Origin of the sequence: Streptomyces sp. P17 (assembly GCF_032436805.1) — a bacterium.
Lineage (GTDB): Bacteria > Actinomycetota > Actinomycetes > Streptomycetales > Streptomycetaceae > Streptomyces.
This window is the reverse complement of the sequence record NZ_JAVRBF010000754.1, coordinates 1-276: the sequence shown is the minus strand read 5'-3', so window position 1 is coordinate 276 and position 276 is coordinate 1. Positions and strand designations below refer to the sequence as shown.

At 67.4% G+C, this 276-nt stretch carries 1 protein-coding gene; it reads left to right on the top strand.

The window, feature by feature from the left end; all coding sequences use genetic code 11:
* Positions 1-276, top strand: a 276-nt coding sequence (locus RMT89_RS42830; protein ID WP_315889167.1) for a hypothetical protein, incomplete at both ends; no start/stop codon positions are given.

The following is a 276-nucleotide window of genomic DNA, read 5'->3' as shown; positions in this document are numbered from 1 at the left end:
CTCAAAGAGCTTGAGGCCGAGGGCCAGCTTGAGCGCAAGCGCCGCCATTACCATGATGCCGAGAAGTTGCCTCCGGTCAGCGTGATTCAGATCCTGCCCGCCGATGCGTCGGGTGATCTGTTTGCCCGCCCGATGGAGTGGCAGGGCGAGGCGCCCGAGCCAAAGATCCTGTTCCTGCCGCGCCAGTCCGACCCCGCCGTGGGCGAGGGCGAGCGGGTGCTGGCGCGGCTGATCGCCGTCAGGGGCGAGGATCACCACTATGAGGCGCGGCTGATC